Origin of the sequence: Hymenobacter sp. (assembly GCF_031398885.1) — a bacterium.
Lineage (GTDB): Bacteria > Bacteroidota > Bacteroidia > Cytophagales > Hymenobacteraceae > Hymenobacter.
Genome location: NZ_JANNOD010000065.1, coordinates 50,167 through 71,590, shown reverse-complemented (window position 1 = coordinate 71,590; position 21,424 = coordinate 50,167). Strand labels below are relative to the sequence as shown.

General features: G+C 63.8%; 19 protein-coding genes. 13 read left to right on the top strand and 6 right to left on the bottom strand.

The annotated features are described in order from the left end of the window. Nucleotides 1-76: 76 nt before the first annotated feature. On the bottom strand, nt 77-1,123 hold the full coding sequence (locus RMO51_RS13715) for an SDR family oxidoreductase (RefSeq protein ID WP_310395497.1): 1,047 nt from the start codon (nt 1,121-1,123) through the stop codon (nt 77-79). A 170-nt stretch (nt 1,124-1,293) separates the two neighbouring features. Here RMO51_RS13715 and RMO51_RS13710 point away from each other — a divergent pair, with 170 nt between their 5' ends. Further along, nucleotides 1,294-1,806, top strand: a complete 513-nt coding sequence (locus RMO51_RS13710; protein WP_310395496.1) for a hypothetical protein — start codon at nt 1,294-1,296, stop codon at nt 1,804-1,806. A 130-nt stretch (nt 1,807-1,936) separates the two neighbouring features. Next, nucleotides 1,937-2,983, top strand: a complete 1,047-nt coding sequence (locus RMO51_RS13705; protein WP_310395494.1) for a bile acid:sodium symporter family protein — start codon at nt 1,937-1,939, stop codon at nt 2,981-2,983. 159 nt (nt 2,984-3,142) lie between these two features. Here the strand turns inward: RMO51_RS13705 and RMO51_RS13700 are convergent, their stop codons facing one another. After that, a complete protein-coding gene (locus RMO51_RS13700) occupies nt 3,143-3,613 on the bottom strand; it encodes a dienelactone hydrolase family protein (RefSeq protein ID WP_310395493.1) in 471 nt (156 codons plus the stop codon). Here RMO51_RS13700 and RMO51_RS13695 point away from each other — a divergent pair. From RMO51_RS13695 to RMO51_RS13685, 3 genes are all read left to right on the top strand, one after another. Continuing rightward, the gene (locus RMO51_RS13695) at nt 3,534-3,713 is read left to right on the top strand and encodes a hypothetical protein (protein WP_310395684.1); all 180 of its coding nucleotides are present in this window, start codon (nt 3,534-3,536) and stop codon (nt 3,711-3,713) included. The two genes, RMO51_RS13700 and RMO51_RS13695, sit on opposite strands and share 80 nt — an antisense overlap. A 239-nt stretch (nt 3,714-3,952) precedes the next feature. After that, complete coding sequence (locus tag RMO51_RS13690) at nt 3,953-6,487, top strand: TonB-dependent receptor (RefSeq protein WP_310395491.1); 2,535 nt, start codon at nt 3,953-3,955, stop codon at nt 6,485-6,487. 4 nt (nt 6,488-6,491) lie between these two features. Then, a complete protein-coding gene (locus RMO51_RS13685) occupies nt 6,492-7,787 on the top strand; it encodes a PepSY-associated TM helix domain-containing protein (protein WP_310395489.1) in 1,296 nt (431 codons plus the stop codon). Between the two features lie 22 nt (nt 7,788-7,809). Here the strand turns inward: RMO51_RS13685 and RMO51_RS13680 are convergent, their stop codons facing one another. Continuing rightward, nucleotides 7,810-8,580, bottom strand: a complete 771-nt coding sequence (locus RMO51_RS13680) for a TSUP family transporter (protein ID WP_310395488.1) — start codon at nt 8,578-8,580, stop codon at nt 7,810-7,812. 406 nt (nt 8,581-8,986) lie between these two features. Here RMO51_RS13680 and RMO51_RS13675 point away from each other — a divergent pair, with 406 nt between their 5' ends. Further along, nucleotides 8,987-9,712, top strand: coding sequence for an L-type lectin-domain containing protein (locus RMO51_RS13675; RefSeq protein ID WP_310395486.1), 726 nt, complete (start codon nt 8,987-8,989; stop codon nt 9,710-9,712). 69 nt (nt 9,713-9,781) lie between these two features. Here RMO51_RS13675 and dnaB read toward each other — a convergent pair whose 3' ends face one another. After that, on the bottom strand, nt 9,782-11,395 hold the full coding sequence (gene dnaB / locus RMO51_RS13670) for a replicative DNA helicase (protein ID WP_310395485.1): 1,614 nt from the start codon (nt 11,393-11,395) through the stop codon (nt 9,782-9,784). Between the two features lie 298 nt (nt 11,396-11,693). On the opposite strand from dnaB, the gene murC reads away from it, so the two are divergent. Continuing rightward, on the top strand, nt 11,694-13,100 hold the full coding sequence (gene murC / locus RMO51_RS13665) for a Mur ligase family protein (RefSeq protein ID WP_310395484.1): 1,407 nt from the start codon (nt 11,694-11,696) through the stop codon (nt 13,098-13,100). A 151-nt stretch (nt 13,101-13,251) separates the two neighbouring features. On the opposite strand, the gene RMO51_RS13660 is transcribed toward murC, so the two are convergent. Both RMO51_RS13660 and RMO51_RS13655 read right to left on the bottom strand, forming a co-directional pair. Next, entirely contained in the window at nt 13,252-13,812 is a 561-nt protein-coding gene (locus tag RMO51_RS13660; protein WP_310395482.1) for a hypothetical protein, read from the bottom strand. Between the two features lie 263 nt (nt 13,813-14,075). Continuing rightward, on the bottom strand, nt 14,076-14,873 hold the full coding sequence (locus RMO51_RS13655; RefSeq protein WP_310395480.1) for a M48 family metallopeptidase: 798 nt from the start codon (nt 14,871-14,873) through the stop codon (nt 14,076-14,078). A 202-nt stretch (nt 14,874-15,075) separates the two neighbouring features. Here RMO51_RS13655 and RMO51_RS13650 point away from each other — a divergent pair, with 202 nt between their 5' ends. The 6 genes from RMO51_RS13650 to RMO51_RS13625 all read left to right on the top strand — a co-directional run bounded on the left by RMO51_RS13650 (nt 15,076) and on the right by RMO51_RS13625 (nt 21,365). Beyond that, nucleotides 15,076-15,690, top strand: a complete 615-nt coding sequence (locus RMO51_RS13650; protein WP_310395478.1) for a fumarylacetoacetate hydrolase family protein — start codon at nt 15,076-15,078, stop codon at nt 15,688-15,690. A gap of 121 nt (nt 15,691-15,811) precedes the next feature. Continuing rightward, on the top strand, nt 15,812-17,764 hold the full coding sequence (locus RMO51_RS13645) for a M23 family metallopeptidase (RefSeq protein WP_310395476.1): 1,953 nt from the start codon (nt 15,812-15,814) through the stop codon (nt 17,762-17,764). A gap of 141 nt (nt 17,765-17,905) precedes the next feature. Then, the gene (bcp, locus tag RMO51_RS13640) at nt 17,906-18,352 is read left to right on the top strand and encodes a thioredoxin-dependent thiol peroxidase (protein WP_310395475.1); all 447 of its coding nucleotides are present in this window, start codon (nt 17,906-17,908) and stop codon (nt 18,350-18,352) included. A 121-nt stretch (nt 18,353-18,473) separates the two neighbouring features. Beyond that, complete coding sequence (locus RMO51_RS13635) at nt 18,474-19,352, top strand: transketolase (RefSeq protein WP_310395473.1); 879 nt, start codon at nt 18,474-18,476, stop codon at nt 19,350-19,352. Nucleotides 19,353-19,363: 11 nt separating this feature from the next. After that, nucleotides 19,364-20,806: a VWA domain-containing protein gene (locus RMO51_RS13630; RefSeq protein WP_310395471.1), complete on the top strand. Its 1,443-nt coding sequence runs from the start codon at nt 19,364-19,366 to the stop codon at nt 20,804-20,806. 22 nt (nt 20,807-20,828) lie between these two features. Beyond that, entirely contained in the window at nt 20,829-21,365 is a 537-nt protein-coding gene (locus tag RMO51_RS13625; protein ID WP_310395470.1) for a hypothetical protein, read from the top strand. Nucleotides 21,366-21,424: the final 59 nt, after the last annotated feature.

The window sequence follows — 21,424 nt, the reverse complement described above, 5'->3', positions numbered from 1 at the left end:
CCTCTCCGCGGGAGAGGGGCCGGGAGATGAGGTTGTCCGGCCACGCCATGTACACGAACCTGAAAACGGCTGTAGGCTATTTTACCTCATTATTCTCCTTCGCTGCCTTGCGGGTCAGGGCCGTGAGCGGCGAGCGGGTGAGGGTCGATTCGCTCTCGAAGCCGGTGCGGCGCGCGTTGGCGGCGGCACTCTCGCCGGTGGCAGGCAGGGCGCGGTTCATCCAGCTCAGGATGTCGGTGGTGAGGCCGGGCAGCAGGCCGTGGAAGGCAGCCAGGAACTTGGCCGGCAGCGAGAGAATGATTTCGCCGTCGCCGCGGCGGCAGGCGTTCCAGATTTGGCGGGCGGCTTGTTCGGCGCTCATCGTGAGGCCCGGCAGCGAGTCGGCAATGGTGAACCAGGCGAATTCCTTTTTGTGCTGGCCTTTCACCAGGGCGTGGCCGGGGCTGCCGGTGCGCAGCAGGCCGGGGCACACCGTGGTCACGGTGATGCCGTGCTGGCGCAGCTCGGCCCGAAAACCCTCGGACAGACCGACCAGCGCAAACTTACTGGCGCTGTAGGGCGCCATGTGGGGCAGGGCCACCTTGCCGCCGAGCGAGGAAATATTGACGATGCGGCCGGCCCCGCGGCGGCGCATGCTGGGCAGCACGGCCTGCATGGCGTGCAGCGGCGCCCAGAAATGCGTGGCCATGGAGTCCTCAAAATCGCGCAGGTCCATGTTGTCGAGCGGGCCGGCCGTGATGATGCCGGCGTTGTTGACCAGCACGTCGACCGGCCCGAGGCGGGTCTCCACCTCGGTCACCATGCTGCGCACGTCGGCTTCGTTGGTAATGTCGCGGGCCAGGGCCAGCACGTCGGCCTCGGTGGCCCCGGCCAGCAGCAGGTCTTGGCGGGCGCGGGCCAGCTCGGCGGCGTCGCGGGCGCAGATGGCCACCCGGGCGCCCTCGGCCACGGCCTGGCGGGCCAGCACCAGGCCCAGCCCGCGCGAGCCGCCGGTGATGAGCACCACGCGGCCGCTCAGGTCGTAGGCGCCGCGGCGGTTGCCCCAGAGGGTGGCGGCCAGGGCCGTGGCGCCGAGGCCGGCGGCCAGCAGCCAGTTGTTGTTGGGGCGGTTGTCGTGTTTCATGAATGGTTGTATGTCAAAAATGGGCGAAAGGTTTCGCCGTCGGCTTTTGAGGTTTGTTTTTTCGAAGCCCCCTGGCACGAAACGTGAATGCCGCCGTGTTTGAGGCAGCAGCGGGTTTTTCATCCGATATTTGCCCGGCTCTTGTTTCAGTGCTATTGAATCGCCGTCCCATGAAATTGTTATTGCTCTCGTCGGTGCTGGCTTTGGCCGCCGCGCCGGCCGCGCTGGCCCAGGCCCCCACTGCGTCCACCATCAAAACCAAGGCGAAGCCCGCGGGCCAGCCCGGCGTGAAAACCAAAACGACGCAGGCGCCCCCCGACGCCGGGGCTCCCGCTGAGGCGCCGTCCGATGCCGTAATTGACGCCAAGGCCAATGCTCTTACCGCCAACATGCAAACCAACCTGGGCCTGTCGCCTCAGCAAACCGAGAAAGTCCGGGCCATCAACCGCCGCGGGGTCGAAAACGTCGAATCGGCCCGCGCCCGCTACCGCACCGACCCGCGCAAGCTGGCCGGCGTCATCGAGAGCATCGGCAGTTCGCGCCTCTCCGCCCTCAAAGATGTGCTAACCCCCGCGCAATTTGCCAAGTACCAGCGCAAGCGCGAGGAAAAAATGGGCGTGCCCAACGTGCAGGGCGTGCAAGGCACCCCGCCCCCCGGCCTGGGCGGCGGCAGCGACCAGTAACGAACGAAGCAAATGCCAATGCCGTGGCGCGCGGTAGCTGCGCGGACCTTCGGTTGTGGTGCTCGCACCCGCGCCATCGGAGTCGTTCGGCGGGGCGCGCTGCGCCGTTCGCGCCACGGATTCACGCGCCATGATTCAACCCGATACGCCCGCCCCCAACCGCTTTGCTGCCCTCCTGGCCCGTGCCGGGCTCGATTGGTTCTTGCTCGCGCTGATGGGCGTGGTGGCGCTGGCCTACTTTCAGCCCGGCCTGGGCAGCAAAGCCAGTCCCGTGCCGTGGACGCTGATTACGACCGTGGGAGTGGCCCTGGTCTTTTTCTTTTATGGCCTGAAGCTGAGCTTCGCCAAGCTGCGCGCCGGCATGCGCAACTGGCGGCTGCACGCGCTGGTGCAGCTGGCCACCTTTGCGCTGTTTCCGGCGCTGGCGCTGCTCGTGCGGCCGTTTTTTGAGGCTGAAAGCGGCGATTTGCTTTGGCAGAGCATCTTTTTCCTCTGTGCGCTGCCCAGCACTGTGTCCACGTCGGTGGTGATGGTGAGCATTGCGGGCGGCAACCTGCCGGCGGCCATCTTCAACGCCAGCATTTCCAGCCTGCTGGGCATTGTGCTCACGCCGCTGCTCACCGGCCTGTTCCTGTCCACCAACGCAGACGGCGGCCAGCTGTGGGGCCTCGCGCTGCAACTGCTGTGGCAGGTGGTGCTGCCGGTAGGGGCGGGGGTGCTGCTCAACGCCCGCTTCAATGCCTTCGCCGAGCGCCACAAAGCCCAGCTGCGCGTATTCGACCAGGTCACCATCCTGCTCATCGTCTTCACGGCCTTCTGCGAGTCGTTTGCCGAAGGCATTTTCACCAGCTACCGCCCGGCTGATATCGCCAAGTTGGGTGCCGGCATGGTGGGGCTGTATCTTTTGGTATTCGGCATCGTTTGGGGCCTGAGCCGCGCCCTGCGCTTTTCGCGGGCCGACCAGGTGGTGGCCGTATTCTGCGGCTCCAAAAAATCCCTGGTGCACGGCAGCGTGATGGCGAGCCTGCTCTTTCCGGCCAGCGCGGCCACGGGGCTGATTCTGCTGCCGCTCATGCTCTACCACGCCCTGCAGATTGTGCTGGCCAGCAGCATGGCGCAGTACCTGGGCCGGCAAGCAGCGGCCGAGCCAGTGGGGTCGAGCGTAACTACCGCATGACGGTCTGGAGCAATTAGGATGTTATAAGAAGCTGTTTGAGGTAGTCAAAATGTATTGTTGAACGTCATGCAGAGCGCAGCGAAGCATCTCGCTCGCTTCGTCGGGGCCGTGTCAACGAAAAGCGGGCGAGATGCTTCGCTGCGCTCTGCATGACCATTTCTAGTAACTTAAACAGCTTCTGAGTAAAAACCAGCCCAAGCGCCCGGCTTTTCCTTGAAGAAGGTCAGCATCAGTGCCCACGCCCCGGCGGCAGCTGGCGGATGGCGGATGGTGGCTGGCCCGCTCGTCGCGGTGGAAACTGTGGCCGGCGTAGGAAATGATGGTGTTTACGAAGGGCTTGCCGGCAGCTTCCACCCCGGCGGTCACTTCAATGACATACTCTTTGCGGATGTGGGCATTCAATCCGCCTCGGTAGAGCAGATGCTGCGCGTGCGGGTTGGCGGCGCGGTCCTTGAGCGGGTGAGTGCCGCCGCCGTAGTACGAAACGGCCGCTGCCAGCGGCAGCACGGCATTGGCCAGGAACGCGACTCGGCCTCCCAGGCAAAAGTCGATGCTGCCAATTTTGTCGGCCCTCACCAGCGCCTGCGCTTGCAGCCAGGCGTGGGCCGCCGGCAAGTCGGCAGTCACCATCACCGCTAACTTCCAGGCCCGGCTGCGCTCTTGCGAGCTGCTGGCCGAAGCTTTCGCGCTGGCCCCCGTGCCGGCAGAACGGCAGGCCGAACCGGTCTGATTTCCGGGCCCAACAAAGAGGACTGCCGCGTCAGTTTGGGGCGGAGAAATTACGATTTGATGAAATGCCTGGCCCAGCAGCCAGGCATTTTCTGTTGACGGTGAATGAGTTTGGCGAGATATAAACCGGCAGGGAATGGTGGTTTTTGAACGGAATGTCATTCACAGGAAAGTTTATTTGGAACAGTTCTAAATAGGCGTCACCTTTGTGTGGTATTTTGAATGATTCTAAATAAGCTCATGCGCTCCGTTCTCCCAGCCCTGTTCTTCGCCGCCAGCTTTTGGCCAACTGCTTCGTTTGCTCAATCCGATGCGCCCCGCCGGCAGCACGAGAAGCACCACGGGGCGTATGGTACGGTCACGGGCCGCGTGGCTTTGGCCAATGGCCAGCCGGCCGCGCAAGTTTCGGTGGCGGTGAAAGGCACGAGCCGCGGTACCGCGACGGCCGCCGACGGTAGCTTTCAACTGAATGCCCCGGCCGGCTGGCAGGTGCTCACGGTGACCTGCCTGGGCTGTGTGCCCCAGGAAGTGACCGTGGAAGTAGTGGCCCGGCAGACGGTAGCGACCGCGCCGGTGCGCCTGGCGGCGGGCGAGCAGCAGCTGAGCGAAGTGACCGTGACCGGCGCCAAGAGCCTGAACCAGCGCGCCGTGAGCGCCGGCAAAATGGCCATTGCGCCGCTGGACAACCCGCAGAGCACCATCACCATCGAGCGCGCCGTGCTGGAGCAGCAGCAGGCCCTGCGCCTGAGCGACGTGCTGGCCAACGTGGCCGGCGTGTACGTGATGGGCGCCACCGGCGGCACCCAGGAGGAAATTGCCAGCCGCGGCTTCGCCTACACCAGCAACAACACGTTCAAAAATGGCGTCCGCTTCAACAACGGCGTGATGCCGGAGGTCAGCTCCTTGGAGCGCATGGAGGTGCTCAAGGGCAGCGCGGCCATTCTGTACGGCAACGTGGCCGCCGGCGGCATCCTGAACCTGGTGACCAAGAAGCCGCAGTTTGAGCGGGGCGGCTCGGTGGGGCTGCGCGTGGGCAGCTTCGGCTTCGTGAAGCCGCAGTTTGACGTGTACGGCGCCGTGGGCGGCAGCGACAAAGTGGCCTACCGCCTGAATGGCACCTACGAGCGCGCCGACAGCTACCGCGACGGCGTGCAAGCCAACCGCGTGTACGTCAACCCCTCGGTGCTCCTGCGCCTCAGCCCCAAAACCGAGCTGCTGATTGAAGGCGACCACCTGCGCGACCACCGCACCCCGGACTACGGCATCGGGGCCGTGGACTACCAGATTCAGGACTCGCGCACCCGGTTCCTGAACACGGCCGATGCCCGCAACGCCACCACCCAAACCAGCGCCACGGCCACCCTCACCAGCCGCCTCAGCAGCGTGTGGCAGGTGCGCACCGTGGCCGGCTTCCAGCGCTACGACAACGAGCTGCGCAGCGCCGCCCGGCCCACGGCCAACGTCATCAAGCCCGGCCGCAACCACGGCAACTGGCTCCGCAACCTGCAGCGCACCGAAACCGCTGAGAACTACTACCTCGCCCAGCTCGACCTCACGGGTACGTTCCGCACCGGTTGGGTGGGCCACGTCCTGCTTGTTGGAGTCGACGCCGACCAGTACAGCACCAACGCGCTGAGCTACTTCGCGCAGGCCTACGACTCGCTTAACGTCCTCGACCCGACCCGTGCCCTGGGCCGGCCCAAGGGCAGCGTGAGCGGTTACGACGCCCTGACCTACAACACCCGCACGCTGGGCAACACCCGCCGCGCCGGCTTCTACGCCCAGGACCTCATCAGCCTGCTCGACAAAGTGAAGCTGCTGGCCGGCGTGCGCTGGAGCTACCAGGAAACCCCCAGCGACGTGTACAACTACCGCACCCCGGTGAGCGATGCCAACAAAAAACCCGTGCTCGACGCGGCCGGCAACCCGCTGCTGCTGACGACGGTGCGGGAAACCCGCCGTTACGACAACGCCTTTTCGCCGCGCCTCGGCCTAGTGTACCAGCCCATCAAAACGACGGCCCTGTTCGCGTCCTACTCCAATTCTTTCGCGCCGAACACGGGCATTGACCTCGAAGGCCAGAACCTGGCGCCTTCGCTGATTGACCAGTACGAAGTGGGCGTCAAGAACGACTTGTTTCAGGGGGCGTTGTCGGCCAACGTGACGGCCTACCGCATCGTGAACAGCAACCAGGCGCAGAGTATTTTGCCCACCGACCCGCGCTTTGCCACCGCCAGCAGCACCAGCCCGCAGGAACTGGCCGGCGAGGTGACCAGCAAGGGCGTGGAAGTGGACGTGCAGAGCCGCCCGTACCAGGGCTGGTCGTTCATCAGCGGCTACAGCTACAACCACACCGCCTACACCCGCAGCACGCTCTTTGCCGAAGGCAGCCGCCTGCGCTACAACCCCGCCCACACCGCCAACCTGAGCTTGTTCTACAACTTCAACCAGGTTTTTGCCGAGCGCGGCTTGCTGAAAGGTCTGACCGCCGGCGTGACCGGTTACTACGTGGGCGACCGGCTGGCCGGCCGCAACCCGCGCCTGCTGAACCCCGCCGACGGGCTGCCTTTTCCAAACGGCGACGTGAACAAGTACATCGCCGTGCCCAATTACTTCCTCTTCGATGCCTCGCTGGGCTACGCCTACGAGCGGGTTTCGGTGCGCTTCAAAATGGCCAACCTGCTGAACGAGCTGAGCTACAACGTGCACGACGACAACAGCGTGAACCCCATCGCGCCCCGCACGTTCTCGGCCACGCTGGGCTACCAGCTCTAAACTCATGAGTCTGACCAAATCCCTGGTTCGCGGCATTCACCTCTACCTGGGCCTGGCCTCGGGGCTGGTCATCGTGTTCGTGAGCCTGACTGGCTGCATCCTGGCCTTCGAGAAGGAAATTGAGCAGTCCTGGCACTCGGAGCGCTACTTCGTGACGCCCGGTGCCGCGCCGCGCCAGTCGCTGGCCCAGCTAACGGACGCGGTGCGCGCCAAGCAGCCCGGAGCTAAAATCAGCAGCTTTAAACTTTACGCCGACCCCACGCGCACCGTGGAAGTAGGCCTGGCCGGCGGCGGTAAAAAGCCCGGAGGCGAAGGCCGCGCGCAAATAGGCAACGCCCCCGGGGCCGCCCGGCCCACCCGTAGCGAAGGCAGCACCAGCGCCTCCCGCCGCGGCGCCCCCCGCCCTGTAAAAGCCGCCGGTCCGCCTGGCGAAGGCCCGGGCCGGGGCAAGGAAAAGGGCAAGGGCGACAACGGCCCGCGGCTTTATCTGAACCCCTACACCGGCGCTATTCTGGGCGAGGTAAACCCGCGCGAGACTTTCTTTCACACCGTGGAGCAGTTGCACCGGGGCCTGGTGGCCGGCCCCGTGGGCAAGTTGGTGATGGGCGTGAGTTCGTCAATTTTCCTGTTTATTCTGGCCACGGGCCTCGTGCTGTGGTGGCCGGCCACGCGCAAGGCCCTTGCGTCCCGCCTGCAAGTGAAGTGGGGCAGCAGCTGGAAGCGCCTCAACCACGATTTCCACATCGTGCTGGGCTTTTACGCGTCCCTGCTCTTATTTGTCCTGGCCCTCACCGGCGTGGGCATGTCGTTCGACTGGGTCGGCGCCGGCATCAACAAGCTCACGCATTCTCCTCTGAAGCGGCCCGAGCCGCCGGCATCAGCCGCGCCCGCCGCCGGGGCGGTGCCTTTCGCGCCCGATGCCGTGCTGGTGCAAGCCCGCCGGCAGGCCCCCGATGCCGAATCCTACGCGCTACAGCTGCCCAAAGGGCCCACCGGCAGCATCCGGGTGGCGGTGTTGCGCCCCGGCGCCATCACCGAAAACGCCACCGATGAGGTGTACTTTGACCAGTACTCCGGCCGGGTGCTTAGCCGCCAGACCTACGCCCAGCGCCCGGTGGGCCAGCGCATTCGCGGGCTGTTCAAGCCGGTGCACACGGGCGCCATTTTTGGCTGGCCCACCAAGCTGCTGGCCTTCGTGGTCAGCCTGCTGGGCGCCACGTTCCCCATCACCGGCACCGTTATGTGGCTCAACCGGCGGCGTAAAAACCGCAAGCGGCCGCGCCAATTGCAAGCCGTGTAGGCGTCGTTGCGCCGGCCGTGCATCACGCAAACGTTTCCCAACCCAGCTTTAGGATAAAGCCGCTGACCACTACCAGAAATAGCACCCGCACAAAGCCGGTGCCGCGCCGCAGGGCCAGGCGCGCGCCCAGCGCGGAGCCCGCCATGTTGCAGGCCGCCATCGGCAGGGCCACTTGGTAGAGCACCTGTCCCGAGTAGATAAAATAGGCGAGGCTGACCACGTTGGTGGCCACGTTCACCACCTTGGCCGAGGCCGAGGCCGCCAGAAAATCGTAGCCGAATAGGCCCACGAAGGCGAACAGCAGCAAGCTGCCCGTGCCTGGCCCAAAGAAGCCGTCGTAAAAACCCAGCGCCGCGCCCAGCCCCACGCCCGTCAGAATTTCGCGGCGGCCGTGCAGGCGCGGGGCGTGCCGGCTGCCAAAATCCTTGCGCCAGGCCGTGTACGCGGCCATCAGCACCAGCAGGCCCAGCACCAGCGGCCGGACGGCCTCCTTGTGCAGCCCGCTCACGGCCCGGGCCCCGAGCAGCGCAAACGCGCCCGCCACCAGCGCCGTGACGGCCACCGTGCGCCAGCGCACGGGCACGGGGTTGGGGCCGCCGAGGTAGCGGTGCAGCGCCACCGCCGTGCCCGCCAGGCCGGATACCTTGCTCGTGCCCAGCACCGTGGGCACCGGCACTTCGGGCAGCAGCAGCAGCATGGCCGGCAGTTGAATCAGCCCGCCGCCGCCCACCATCGCATCAATAAACCCGGCCAGAAAGGCGAAAAAACACAGCAATAGCAGCGTGACACTCATGCGGCGAAGGTAGCGCGGGGTACGGCGGGCGAGCAGCTTGTTCGTGGTATGTCGCAGGGGTAAGCGCCGAGTTGCGCCGCGCGCGCCAGCAACCAAGTAGTCGCGCAGAAACGACTAAAACAGAACGTCATTCCGAGCTTGCCGAGGAATCTCGCTCGCGCCAGCAGGCGGCGCGGATGAACCCGGCGAGATTCCTCGGCAAGCTCGGAATGACGTTCTGTTTATTTGACTGTGCTCACTTGAGCGCGACTACTTACTACTTAAAGGGTAGCAGCGGTAGGCAAAGCAGCCGGCTAACTCTTGGCGCACAACCTTGTTCCAACAACCAGCGGCCACCCAGTTGCGTTGCTGATTCGTAGCGCCACATTTTCAATCTTCTAACCCGGTTTCGTAAACCCGCACTGCCATGCCAAGGACGCTGCTTACCCTGGGCTTGCTGCTGGCAGGGCTCACCGGCCGGGCCCAGTACGTGACCCTGCTCGATGCGGCCCCCATGGGCGACTGCATTCGCCTCACCCCCGACGAGCCGTACCGCGAAGGCATTGCCTACAGCACCGCCCGCCTCGACCTGCGCAATCCTTTCGAGGTAGAGTTTGATATCTACTTGGGCGATAAGGACGACCTGGGGGCCGACGGCATCACCTTCGTGCTGCACAACGACCCGCGCGGCTTTGCGGCGGCCGGCTTCTTCGGCGAAGGCATGGGCTACGGCAACATTGCGCCCTCCGTGGCCGTCGAATTCGACACCTACCAAAACTACACCCGCAACGACCCGGCCCACGACCACGTGGCCCTGCTGGTGAACGGAGCCAACGCCCACCCCGACCCCTGGCCGGAGCAAGCGGCCGGCCCGAACCTGGAAGACGACCGCCTGCACAGCTTCCGCTTCCGCTGGAACCCCGCCGACCAGCGCATCCTCGTGCACCTCGACGGACGCGTGGTCTGCGAAGGCAAAAAAGACCTCATCAACGCCGTTTTCGACGGTAACCCCTCGGTAATCTGGGGCTTCACGGCCTCCACCGGCCGCAAGCACAACCTCCAGTATTTTTGCCTCAAGCGCCTGGCCATCAACTCTAATTCGGCGCCCAACTCCTTCGCGGCCGACAAATCAGCGCAAGGTCCCGCGAAGTAGAAATAGGTTTCGCCAGGTTGCCGTTCAAGCGCCTTGCGAAACCTCATTTTCACTTCGCGGGACCTTGCGCTAAAACGGCGGGTCTTCGTGCTTGTTGATGTTGCCCTTGGGAAAGGCGACCGGCGACTCGTTGATTTTGGAGCCCAGCCGGATAGTGTTGGGCGCGAAGCCGCTCGGCTCGCTGTCGAAGTTGCTGGCGGGCAGGCCCATGGGCTGGTAGCCGCTGGCGTCGAAGCCGTTCACACCGTCGAGGTCGGCGAACTTGGTGAAGCGGCCGATGAACTTAAGCTGCACAGTTTCGAGGGAGCCGTTGCGGTGCTTGGCGATGATGACCTCGCCCACGCCGGCCGTGGAGTTGCCCTCGGCGTCCTGGTCCAGCCCGTAGTACTCGGGGCGGTAGAGGAAGATGACCATGTCGGCGTCCTGCTCGATGGAGCCCGATTCGCGCAGGTCGCTTAGCTGCGGGCGCTTCTCGCCGCCGCGGGTTTCCACCGAGCGCGAGAGCTGCGACAGGGCCAGCACGGGCACGTTCAGCTCCTTGGCTATGCCTTTGAGGGCCCGCGAGATGCTGGCAATTTCCTGCTCGCGGTTGCCGCCGCGGCCGTCGGTGTTGCCGCTCATCAGCTGCAGGTAGTCCACGATGATGAGCTGCACGTCCTTCTGCGAGCGCAGGCGGCGGCACTTGGTGCGCAGCTCCCGAATGCTCAGCGCGGGTGTGTCGTCGATGTAAATCGGGGCGGCTGAGAGGTCGGTAATCTTGTGGTTGAGCTGCTGCCACTCGTGGTCGGCCAGCGTGCCCTTCTTGATTTTATCCGAGTCCAGCTCCGCCTCGGCCGAAATCAGGCGGTTGACGAGTTGCAGCGACGACATTTCCAGCGAGAAAATGGCCACCGGCCGCTTGAACTCCACCGCCGCGTTGCGCATGGCAGACACCACGAAGGCTGTTTTGCCCATGCCCGGCCTAGCCGCAATAATAACTAAGTCAGAGGGTTGCCAGCCGCTCGTGACGCGGTCCAGGGCCGTGAAGCCGGTGGGCACGCCGGTGAGGCCGTCCTTCTGGTTTTTCTTTTCTTCGAGCTCCTTGATGGCCTTGCCCATGAGGCTGCGCATGTCGTCGAAGTTCTTGCGGATGTTCGATTCCGACACCTCGAACAGCGACGACTCGGTGTCGTCGAGCAGCTTGAACACATCGGTGGTGTCCTCGTAGGCGTCGCGCAGGATGTCGCTCGAAATACGAATCAGTTCGCGCTTGATGGCCGATTCGGTGATGATGCGGGCGTGGTACTCCACGTTGGCCGCCGAGTTGACTTTGAGCGTGAGGTTGGCTACGTAGAACGGCCCGCCGGCCGCTTCGAGGGCGCCCATCTCGCGCAGCTCGTGCACCACCGTGAGCTGGTCGATGGGCTCGGACTTGTCGAACAGCCGGATGATGGCTTCGTAGATGAGCTTGTGCGAGGCCTTGTAGAAGCTTTCGGGCTTGAGCAGGTCGATGACCGCCGTGAGGGCGTCTTTTTCCAGCATCAGGGCGCCGAGCACGGCCATTTCCAGCTCGGGGGCCTGGGGCGGCAGCTTGCCGGCGTTGCCGCCGTTGAAGGGCGCGAGGCCGGAAGCCCCGCGGCTCGCCAGGGCCGCTTTGGCTCGGGCGGCGGATTGCTTCAGGCGGTCGTCCATTCGGTCTTGCATGGGGTCAGGGGGTATTGGGGCAACGAAAGAGGGACGGGCGATGAACGGCGCAAAACCGGGCCGCCCGGGGTAATTACAAAGCTAATCCCTGGGCCGGGGAAAAGACAGGGTGGTAAATTCGATTCTTTTGGCTATGGAATGGGCCCGGCGGCCGGGAGTTTGTACTTTCGCGGCTCTTGCTTTTTGTTGTCAGTTGTTGGTTGTCAGTTGTTAGTCATTGGCGCTGGAGCTCGATAAAAGCCAGCAACGGATAACGGGCCCCTGACAACCGACAACTGATAACTGACAACCAGCAACTTTGGAACGAGCAACCAGCGACGAGCAACCAGCAACCCAGGGAGAAGCCATTCACCTCATTGCCGTGGGGGGCAGCATCATGCACAACCTCGCGCTGGCCCTGCACCGGCGCGGCGCCCGCGTCACGGGTTCCGACGACAAAATATTTGAGCCCGCCAAGGGCCGCCTGGCCGCCGCCGGCCTGCTGCCCGCCCAGGAAGGCTGGAACGCCGAGCGCATCACGCCCGCCCTCGACGCCGTGATTGTGGGCATGCACGCCCGCCCCGACAACCCCGAGCTGCTCCGGGCCCAGGCGCTGGGCCTGAAAATCTACTCCTTCCCCGAGTACATCTACGAGGCCAGCCGCGACAAGCAGCGCATCGTCATCGGCGGCTCGCACGGCAAAACCAGCATCACGGCCTGCATTCTGCACGTGCTGCGCTACCACGGCCGCAAGTTCGACTACGCCGTGGGCGCCCAGCTGGCGGGGTTCGATTTAATGGTGCAGCTCACCGACGATGCCCCCATCATCATCATCGAGGGCGACGAGTACCTGGCCTCGCCGGTGGACCGGCGGCCCAAATTCCACCTCTACCAGCACCACATCGGCGTGATTTCGGGCATCAGCTGGGACCACATCAACGTGTTTCCGACCGAGGAAAACTACCGCGAGCAGTTCCGCATCTTCGCCGACCTGACGCCCAAGGCCGGCGTGCTCATCTACGACCGCGACGACGAGCAGACCCAGCTCGTGGCCGTGCCCACCAACCCCGACGTGACCTACGTGGGCTACGGCCCGCACGAGCACGTCATTCGCGACGGCCGCACATTTCTGCTCAACAAGAAGGACGAGGAAGTGCCCGTGCAGGTGTTTGGCGAGCACAACCTGCGCAATATTTCGGCGGCCAAGGAAGTCTGCAAGCAGCTCGGCATCAAGGGCAAGGACTTCTTCCGGGCCGTGGCCTCGTTTCCCGGCGCGGCGCGGCGCCTGGAGCTGGTGCGGGAAAGCGCCACCTCGGTGGTGTACAAGGATTTCGCCCACGCCCCCAGCAAGCTCAAAGCCACGGCCACGGCCCTGAAAAAGCAATTTCCCAAGCGCCGCTTAGTGGCCTGCCTGGAGCTGCATACCTTCAGCAGCCTCAACCCGGCGTTTCTGCCGCAGTACGCGCACTGCTTCGACGCGCCCGACGTGGCCGTGGTGTACTTCAACCCCCACGTGCTGGCCCACAAGCGCCTGCCGCCGCTGGCCGCCGCCGCCGTGGCCGAAGCCTTTCAGCGCCCCGACCTCCGCGTGATAACCGATAGCGCGGAATTGGCAGCCTTCCTGCGGGCCCAGCCGTGGGCCGACGCCAACCTGCTACTCATGTCGTCGGGCACGTTCGACGGACTGGATTTGACGGCGCTGGCGGCCGAAATCGTGGACCAATAGCTGAGGGTGCGTCTCTTCGTTGTGAACGGAAAAGCCCGCTACTCGGCGGGTTTTTTTGGCGTTGGGGGTGCCGGGGGCCGGCGCCGGTCGGTGGTGATGAGCAGGGCCAGGGCGGTGAGGCCGAGGCGGAGTAGCCACTTATTGCGGGTGGTCATCGGGCGACGGAAAACAGGGTATTGTTGGCGTCCACTTTGAGGTCGCAGCTGCTGCCGCCGGCGTTGGCGTCGCAGGTGGTGCCCACGATGCGGCCGTTCTCGAAGTTGAAGAAGCACATGGCGCAGCCCACGCTGGTGAGGGTGTAGCGCGTGGCGTTGGGGCGCAGGTAAAAAGTATTGTCGCCGCCGCCGGTGAGCGGCAGGGCCATGGCCCGGAAGGAGCCGCTGCGCAGGCCCATGCCGATGAGGTAGTAATTGACGGGCTCGTTGGGGTTGCCGGGGGCTTTGCGCACCTGCACCTTGTCGATGACCGTGCCGTCGTTGAACTGCCGGATAAAGGCCCGCGCCAGCTCGTTGCGCGGGGTGGTGTACTCCGTGGTCGTGTCGGTGAAGTGCACAATCTTGCGGCTTTCGGGCGCGGGAATCACCTCGCCCTTGATGCGATTGGGACTGCCGAACTCGTTGGTCGTCGGCTTGGACGTCTCGCACGCCATGGCCAGCAGCATCACCAACAGGCCCAACAGGCCCAGGCCCAGAAGACGGGGGAGGATTTTCATACGGAATACCGGGATAGACAGACAGAGACCTTTTGTATATAAAGTAACGAATAAAAACTAGCTTTATTGTAAGCACAGACAGGCCCTGTCAGTGGCTAAGTCGAATAAGCCGTCGCGCGGCAGCACTCGTCGGGGCCTGCCAGCACCGCCGCGCCGCGGCTCAGAAAACCTGAACAGCTGCCTTTGCTGCCAACCTGCGCCGCGCGGTGGCTCGGGCAACTGCGTAAGCCCGATGATTCTGCTTTTGCTGCTCCACTCCGGCTTTAGCGCGGCTTGTAATATTTGCGGGCTTCGGGCAGCTCGCGCTGGATGTCGGCGATGCGCGTGCCGTTGGAAGGGTGCGTGGAGAGGAATTCGGGGGGCGAGGCGGCCCCGGCGCGGGCGTCCATGCGTTGCCAGAACGAAATGGCGCCGTCGGGATTGTACCCGGCCAGGGCCATAAAAATCAGGCCCAGGTGGTCGGCCTCGGTTTCCTGGCTACGGCCGTACTTGAGCAAGCCCACGCTGGAGCCCACGCCGAAGGCCTGCAAAGCGAGTTGCTGGGTAGCGGCGCTGTTGCTGGCCAAAACCTGCGACAGGGCCTGGCCGCCGTATTGCTGCACGAGGCCCTGGCTCATCCGCTCGGAGCCGTGCTTGGCCACGGCGTGGGCTATTTCGTGGGCCATCACCACGGCCAGGCCGGTTTCGTCCTGCGTCACGGGCAGGATGCCGGTGTACACGGCCACCTTGCCGCCGGGCATGCACCAGGCATTCACCTGCTTGTCGTCCTGGATGACGTTGAACTCCCACTGGTAGCCGGCCAGCTGGTCGGAGGCGTTTTGCTGGCGGAAGTACGTTTCGACGGCGTTCTGAATGCGGCGGCCAACGGCGCGCACCTGGTTCACGGACTGCAAGTTGCTCGAAAGCGGGCCTTTGGCAATGACTTCGCGGTACTGGGTGGCGGCCAGGGAGTTGATTTCGGTGTCGCTCACGAGGCTGAGCTGGCGGCGGCCCGTGATGGGCACCGTGGAGCAGGCGGCCGCGAGGGCCAGGCCGGCAAGGAGGGCGAATTTTTTGAGCATGGAATGGAGAAAAGAAGAAGTTGAACGGGCGCAGCCGCGGGCGGGGCGGCTCGTGGCAGGCCAAGCCTGCGGCCGCCATTGCCGCCTATACGGCGGCCGGCCGGGTAAGTGTTGGCCCGACGGGCTCGGCGGGGCAGAAAAACCGGTTGGCGGTTGCCGCAAGCCCTCGCCGGGGCGTAATTTTGAGCCTTTCCGTTCCTTTATGAAAATCATCTGCATCGGCCGCAACTACGCCGCCCACATTGCCGAGCTGCACAACGAGGTGCCCGCGGCGCCCGTCATTTTTATGAAACCCGAAACCGCGCTGCTGCAGCGCGGCCAGCCGTTTTTCATCCCCGAATTTTCGCAGGACATTCACCACGAGCTGGAGCTGGTGCTGCGCGTGAGCAAGAACGGCCGCCACATCGACGAGCAGTTTGCCCCCGGCTACTTCGACGCCATCGGCCTGGGCATCGACTTCACGGCCCGCGACCTGCAGAGTGAGCTGAAAAAGCAAGGCCTGCCCTGGGAGCTGGCCAAAGCCTTCGACGGCTCGGCCCCCGTTTCGCCCACGTTCAAGCCGGTGGCCGACTTCGCCGACCTTGCCAACATCAGCTTTCACCTGGAAGTGAACGGCGAAACCCGCCAGACCGGCAACTCGGGCCTGATGCTGCACTCGTTCGCCGGCATCATCAGCTTCGTGTCGCAGTACATTTCCCTCAAAATGGGGGACCTGATATTCACCGGTACGCCCGCTGGCGTGGGCCCGGTGCGGGCAGGCGACCAGCTGGCGGGCTTTTTGGAAGGGGAGAAGCTGCTCGACTTGGGCGTGCGGTAGGCTGAAACAACGAATGCTTGCAAACAGCCCGGCGCGCGGCGAAGCACGACGGGCTGAGTAAAAAAAGGTAATTGTGCGAAAGAATAAGTTGAGTATACGGGGGCTGTCGGGTGTTTTATTCGTGTTGCTGGCATGGCGGGTGGGCGGGCAGGAGGCCGATACTGCGGAGCGGGGCCGCTCGATGAGCGAGGTGCTGAGCGGTGGCAGGCCGGTGGTGCCCAACGGGTATTTCCTGTTTCCCGTCGCGCCGGGCCAGCCGGGCTTCTTAGCCGGGAGCATGGGGGAGCTGCGGCCGAACCACTTCCACGGCGGGCTCGACATCAAGACCGGGGGCGGGGTGAACAAGCCCGTGTACGCCGCCGCCGATGGCTACATCTCGCGCCTCAAGCAGTCGTCGTTCGGCTACGGCAACGTGCTCTACATCACCCACCCCAACGGCCTGACCACCGTGTACGGCCACCTCAACGACTTTCGGGGGCCCGTGGCGGCGGAGCTGCGCCGCCGCCAGTATGCGCAGGAGAGCTACGAGCTGGAGGCTCACTTCGAGAAGGACCGGTTTCCGGTGAAGCGCGGCGAAGTGGTGGCGCTGTCGGGCAACACCGGCGGCTCGGCGGGCCCGCACCTGCACTGGGAAGTGCGCGACGCCCAGGACCGGCAGTACAACCCGCTGCAGTGGGGCGGCTTTGCCGAAGTGCGGGACCACGTGGCGCCTACGCTGCAGGCGTTCGCGCTGGAACCACTCAGTATCGAGTCGCGGGTGAACCACGTGTTTGCCAAGGCCGTGTTTGCGCCCAAGGTGCCGCCCGGGCCCGGCGTGGCCACCACCTGGGCCGACACCATCAGCGCCTTCGGGCCGGTGGGGCTGTTGGTGCAGGGCTTCGACCGGTTCGACAACGCCTGGAACCGCAACGGCATCCAGCGCGTGACGGTGGCCGTGAACGGGCAGCCCTTCTACCAGCACGTCATCGACGCGGTGCCTTTTCCGACGGGCTCGCGGCAGGTGGCCAACTTTCTGGACTTCTTCTACCAGCACACCCAGGGCCGCACCCTGCAGAAGCTGTGGGTGGACGAGGGCAACGACCTGCAGTTGTACACCACGGGCCCCAGCAAAGGCCGCCTGGTGGTGGAGCCCGGCAAAATCTACGGCGTCGACATCACCCTGGCCGATTCCTACGGCAACCAGACGCCGGTGCGCTTGGTCATCCGCGGCGAACAGCCGGGGTACTTCAACACCCGCTCGGCCACGGCCAAAAAGCCGGCCCTGCGCTTCGACGTGACGCGCAACCTGCTCAAGGCCGTGGCCACGGACCCCGGCCTCGACTCGGTGGCCGCCAACCTGGTGCTGCTGCGTGGCCGCCGCCGGCTGGAAATCCGCCCCAGCTACACCCAGAACGGGGAAAACGTGTACCTCTACGACCTGCGCGCTGGCCTGCCCGATTCGCTGCGGTTCGGGGCCATTGCCAAGAAGTTTGACCGCCAGGTGCTCATCCCGGCGGGCAAAGAAACCAGCTACTCCACGGCCCACCTCAACCTGGTGTTCGGGGTCGAAACGCTGTTCGACAACATTTACCTGAGTACGTCTCACAAGCCCGAGCCCACCGGTAGTGGCTTCTGGACGGTGGGCAGTCCCCTCCAGCCCCTATACAAATCGGCCCTGCTCACCCTCAAGCCCGCTGCCCCGCCCGCCGACCCGGCGCGCACCGCCATCTACGCGGCCACGCCGAAAGGCGGCAAGGCCTACGTGGGCGGCAAGTGGGACGAGAAGGGGCAGATTACGGCGCCCATCCGGCAGTTTGCCTCCTACCGCCTCCTCACCGACACCATCGCGCCCAAGGGCAGCCTGCTCGGGCGGCCCGGCGGGCAGCTGCTGTTCCGCGTCGGCGACGACCTATCGGGCCTGGCCAGCTACCGGCTGCTCATCGGCGGCCGGTTCCGGCTGCTGCGCTTCGAGCACAAGAACGCCACGCTCTTCACCGTGGCCGGCGACACCCTGGGCCCCAAGCTGCGCGGCCCCGCCGAGCTGCGCCTCACCGACCAGGTCGGCAACGAACGGGTAATACCGCTGAGCCTGTAGCTGAGTGATGAGGTGAGGCGGTGAGGTGGTGATGAAGCGAGGCGGTGATGAGGAAAAGGGTTTGCCGTTTCTTTGCCTCACCACTGCCTCATTGCCTCATCACCTCATTGCCTCATTCCTCCATCACCTCATCACCATAAAATGCTCCCCGAACCCGGCCAACCCGCTCCCGATTTCTCCGCTCCCGACCAGGACGGTAACATCATTGCTTTGAAGGACCTGCGGGGCCAGAAAGTCGCCCTCTACTTCTACCCCAAAGACGACACCCCCGGCTGCACCGCCCAGGCCTGCAACCTGCGCGACCACCAAGAGGAACTGACTGCCCGCAACATCAAGGTCATCGGTGTGAGCACCGACGGCGCGGCGGCCCACCAGAAATTTGCCCTCAAATATGACCTGCCCTTTCCGCTGCTGGTCGATGCCGAGAAGCAAATCGTGCAAGCCTACGGCGTGTGGCAGGAAAAGAAAAACTACGGCAAAACCTACATGGGCACCGTGCGCACCACGTTTTTGATTGACGAGAACGGGGTAATTGAAAAGGTCATCAAGAAGGTCGACACCAAGGAGCACGCCGCGCAGCTGCTGTAACGCTGTGCTTAATGAGGAATGAAGAATGAAGAATGAGGAATTGGCCGTTGGGTCCGAAATTCCTCATTCCTCATTCTTCATTCCTCATTAAGCGCAGCGTCCCTCTACCTTTGCTTCGTCAATGTTCACCCCGACCACCATGCCCCAAACCGCCGAGATTGCCACCGCTGAACTCCAACAAATTGCCGCTCAAGTGCGGCGCGACATCGTGCGCATGGTGCACGCCGTGAACTCGGGCCATCCCGGCGGCTCGCTCGGCTGCACCGATTTGCTGGTGGCCCTGTATTTCAAGGTGATGAAGCACAACCCCAGCTTCAGCATGGACGGGGTGGGGGAGGACCTGTTTTTTCTGTCCAACGGGCACATTTCGGCCACTATCTATTCGGTGCTGGCCCGCTCCGGCTACTTCCCGGTGAGCGAGCTGGCCACGTTCCGCAAGCTCAACTCGCGGCTGCAGGGCCACCCCACCACCCACGAGGGCCTGCCGGGCATCCGCATCGCCTCGGGCTCGCTGGGCCAGGGCCTGAGCGTGGCCTGCGGTGCCGCCCAGGCCAAAAAACTCAACGGCGACGACCGCCGCGTGTTCGTGCTCATGGGCGACGGCGAGCTGGAAGAGGGCCAGAACTGGGAGGCCATCATGTACGCCGCCCACCACAAAATCGACAACCTCATTGCCGTCGTCGACCACAACGGCCAGCAGATTGACGGCGCCACGGCCGACATCGGCGGCCTCGGCGACCTGCGCGCCAAGTTCGAAGCCTTCGGCTGGCACGTGCTGCAAGCCAACGGCAATGACTTCGCCACGCTGCTGCCGGCCCTGGACGAAGCCCAGGCCGCCACAGGCCAGGGCCGGCCCGTCGTGTTCATCATGGACACCCGCATGGGCTACGGCGTCGACTTCATGATGGAAGGCCACAAGTGGCACGGCGTGGCCCCCAACGACGCCCAACTGGCCACCGCCCTCGGGCAGCTGGTGGTGGGCACTGTGGCCGACTACTAACGCCCCCGCGCATGCGCCGCCCGCCCTCTGCGAACCTCCGCGCCTACCTCTGCGGACCTCTGCGAGAAAGCCTCCGGGTGGTGCTGGCCGGGCTGGCGATGCTGCTTGCCCACCAGGCCCACGCCCAAAACGCCCCAATCGAAAAGCCCAAAGTCACCCGTATTCTCTTCCTGCTTGATGCTTCGGGCTCGATGTTGGCCGCCTGGGAGGGCCAGCCCCGCTGGAACGTGGCCAAGCGCATGCTGGCCAAGATGGTGGACTCGCTCAACGCCTACCCCAACCTGGAATTGGGCCTGCGCGTGTACGGTCACCAGCACGACAACAGCGAGAAAAACTGCGAAGACTCGAAGCTGGAAGTACCCTTTGCGCCCAAAAATGCCCGGGCCATTAAGGCCCGGCTGCTGACTTTGGACGCCCGCGGCAACACGCCCATCACGTACTCGCTGCTGCAATCGGCCAACGACTTTCCCGCCGATAAAACCGCGCGCAACGTGCTGCTGCTCATTACCGACGGCCTGGAATCGTGCAATGCCGACCCCTGTGCCGCTTCGGTGGCCTTGCAGCGCAAGCACGTGTTCCTGAAACCCTTCGTCATCGGCATCGGGGCCGAGAAAGATTTTGGCAAGCAGCTCGAGTGCCTGGGCCAGTACTACAACGCCGCCGAGGTGAAAACTTTCCGCACGGTGATGAACGACGTCATCGCCCAGACGCTGAGCAAAACCACCGTGGCCGTGAACCTGACCGATGCCGCCGGACGGCCCGTGGAAAGCAACGTGAACATGACCTTCGTGAACAACGTGACCGAGCAGCCCGAGTACAACTACGTGCACTACCGCGACGCCCAGGGCCGGGCCGACGTGCTTGACATCGACGCCCTGCAGAGCTACGATTTGGTGATAAATACCGTGCCGCCCGTGCGCCAAAAAAACCTGGCCATCAAGCCCGGCAAGGCCAACATTCTTACGTTTAAAACGCCCCAGGGCACCCTCTGGCTGCAAAACCCGCCGCTCACGCCCAACCCCTACGGCGCCATGCAAGCCGTAGTGCGCAACCCGAAAGGCGCCACTGTGCTGTCGGCCCCATTCGGCACCAGGCAGAAGCTGCTGGCCGGCAGCTATGAGGTTGAGGTCCTCACGCTGCCGCGCCTCACCCGCCGCGTCAGCCTCGGGCAAGGGCAAGAGCTGACCGTGACCTACGCCGCACCCGGCACCCTCAACATTACCACCGACCTAAAGGGGTACGGCAGCATCTACCAGCTCAACAACGACGAATCCCAAACCTGGATTTACACGCTGCCGGAAGGCGGCAGCAGCAAAGTGAATCTGGCGATGCAGCCCGGCGCCTACCGGCTGGTGTTTCGCACCAAAACCAGCACGGCCAGCAAATTCACCGACGTGCGCAACTTCACCATTCGAAGCGGGCAAACGACTTCGGTGGCCATTTTTGGGAAGTAAATAATGCCGCAATTAGTAAATTATGAAATTTCTAAAATTAAGTTCGGTCGTTTTGCTGCTCGGTGGGCTATTTGCCTTCTGTGTAGCCGGAATTGATTTTGATACGAAAGCGCTTTTGGGCAATAAAATCGAGTTGAAGATTCCCAGAGGCTTCGATATCATGTCGGAGGAAATGGCGAAGCTCAAATACCCCACCGAGCGACGGCCAACCCTAATTTACACCAATGAATCAGGCACAATCAACGTCGCGCTGAACCTGACTAGTGACAAAGCAAATCAGGCTCAAATGACTGCGTACAAAGACAATTTTGTCAAGACTTTTAGGAGTGTGTATCCTTCAGCAGAGTGGAAGCAGACGGGAGTAAAGGAAGTAAACGGCCGTAAGGTGGGCTACATTGAACTTATCACGCCGGCCATCGACACCAAGGTGTACAACTTGATTTTCTTCACTGACCTGAACGGCCAGCTTTTGCTCTGCACCTTTAATTGCACAGAGAAAAACATTGGGCAATGGCAACCTGCGGCTAAAGAAATTATGGCCTCGCTGAAGCTGAAATAGCTGGTTCGACGCTGGTTAACCATTTGATTTCGTTGCGTCTGCCGCATTAAACTAAGACA